Source organism: Actinosynnema sp., from assembly GCF_052038725.1.
Genome location: NZ_JBQGCX010000577.1, coordinates 1 through 2,019, shown reverse-complemented (window position 1 = coordinate 2,019; position 2,019 = coordinate 1). Strand labels below are relative to the sequence as shown.

The 2,019-nt window shown below is 71.7% G+C and carries 3 protein-coding genes; all 3 read left to right on the top strand.

Translation table 11 applies throughout. The features are described from left to right. Positions 1-862 (top strand): phytanoyl-CoA dioxygenase family protein (locus tag ACTUAL_RS12000; RefSeq protein WP_440900293.1); only part of this gene is annotated, 862 nt, incomplete at its 5' end. A gap of 22 nt (positions 863-884) precedes the next feature. Further along, positions 885-1,700 carry a histidine kinase gene (locus ACTUAL_RS11995; RefSeq protein WP_157767802.1) on the top strand — a complete coding sequence of 272 codons (816 nt, stop codon included), beginning with the start codon at positions 885-887 and terminating at the stop codon, positions 1,698-1,700. Continuing rightward, a partial coding sequence (locus ACTUAL_RS11990; protein ID WP_440900292.1) for a CbiQ family ECF transporter T component occupies positions 1,697-2,019 on the top strand: 323 nt, incomplete at its 3' end. The genes ACTUAL_RS11995 and ACTUAL_RS11990, both read left to right, overlap by 4 nt.

Genomic DNA, 2,019 nt, shown 5'->3' with positions numbered 1-2,019 from the left:
GCCCTCCGACGACGACGTCCGGTTCTACGCCGAGCACGGCTGGTACCTGTCCCCGAAGCTGCTCACCGACGACGAGGTCGACGCGCTCGTCGCGGCCAGCGAGGAGTACTACGCGGGCAGGCGGGACCGCGAGCTGCCGCTGCGCCCGGAGAAGCTGTCGTACTGGACCCCGGAGGACGGGGAGGTCCAGCGCAACAACGACTACATCCACTACGAGAGCGAGACCATCGGCGCGATCCTGCGCAAGCCGATCATCGCCGCCACCGCGGCGAGGCTGGCGCGGGTCGACCTGATCCGCCTGTTCCAGGCCACGCTGCTGTACAAGCCGCCGCAGCCGGACGAGAAGTCCAACATCGTGCCGTGGCACTTCGACAAGTACTACTGGGCGACCTCCAGCTCGGAGGACATGATCACGGCCTTCATCCCGTTCCACCACTGCGACGAGGAGATGGGCACGATCACCATGGTGGACGGCAGCCACCGGTGGGACGAGTTCCGGGGCTGGGACAGCCGCAACGGCCACGCCGCCGTGCCCGGCGACACCGAGCGGGAGCACCTGCTGACCGAGGTGTCGCGGCGCAACGGGGCCGAGGTCGTGAAGCTTCCCATGACGATCCCCAAGGGGCACATGACGTTCCACCACTGCCGGCTGTACCACGGCAGCGCCGCCAACCGGAGCGACCGGCCGCGCCGCGCGATCTCCCTGCACCTGCAGGACGGCGCGAACGCCCACCGCGACCACCGGTTGGCCACCGACAGCAGGCAGACCGCGTACAAGCACGACGAGCTGCTGCGCAAGCTGCCCGACGGCTCCCCCGACTACTCCGACCCGGAGTTCTGCCCGGTCCTCTGGCAGTCCTGACCCGCGAAGGCGGTCCTCGGTCATGACGGTTCCCCAGTCCCCGCTCCCGACCCGGTTACCGCCGTGGGCGCGCGTCGCCCTCGGCACGTCGGTGGTCGTGGTCACCTACGCCTACCTGATCGCCACCCGCCCGACCTCGCCGCACGGGGTGGGCGGCTCGGCGGCGCTGCTCGCGCTCGGCGGCTACCTGCTGGGCTCGGTGCTCATCGTCAGCGGCGCGATGGCCCGGCTGTCCGCCTCGACGGTGACGCTGTTCCCGGTGGCCATCACCATCAACATCGTCGTCGGCCAGGTGGTGCGGATCAGCGGGCTGCCGGTGCACCTGGACTCCATCGGCACCGTGCTGGTCGGGGTGCTCGCGGGTCCGGCGGCGGGCGCGGCCACCGGCGCGCTGTCGAGCATCACGGTCGGCATGACGATCAACCCCGGTTCGCTGCCGTACGCGGTCACCGCCGCGACGATCGGCCTGCTGGCCGGGACGTTCTCCCGCTTCGGGCTGTTCCGCCGGGCGCCGACGGTGGTGCTCGCCGGGGTGCTGATCGGCGTGGTCGCGGGTGTGGTGTCCGCGCCGATCACCGCGTTCGTGTTCGGCAACGCGGGCGGCTCGCTCGGGCAGTCGGTGTTCATCGCGACGCTCCAGGTCTACGGCAACTCGATGCTGGAGGCCGCCTCCCTGCAGGGGCTGATCGCCGATCCGCTGGACAAGGTCGCGTCGTGCCTGCTGGCGAGCGCGGTGCTGGCGAACCTGCCCGCGCGGCTGCGCCAGCGGTTCCCGTTCGCGCGCGAGCACGACGTGTTCGGCCTGGAGCGGGCGGCGCGGGCGGGGGTCGCGGCGTGACGGCGGCGCTGTTCCGGTCGGGGACCTCGCCGGTGCACCGGCTGAACCCGACGACGAAGCTGGTGCTGGCGCTGGCCGTGACGACCACGGCGTTCGCCATCCCGAACGTGTGGGCTCCGCTGGCGCTGCTGCTGCTCGTCCTGGTGCCCGCCGTGCTGGTGGCCGGGGTGGGGCGGGAGTACTTCCGGCTGCTGCCGCTGCTCGCGGCGCCCGTGGCGATCACGGTGTTCCTGCTGCAGGGCCTGTTCTTCCCCGAGGGCGAGACGGTGCTGGCGGAGTTCGGGCCCGCGGTGGTGACCGAGGAGGGGCTGCTGTTCGC

Bases quoted from the DNA above. Each gene is read 5' to 3' on its own strand.
- ACTUAL_RS11995 (WP_157767802.1), top strand. From the start codon at position 885: ATGACGGTTCCCCAGTCCCCGCTCCCGACCCGGTTACCGCCGTGGGCG.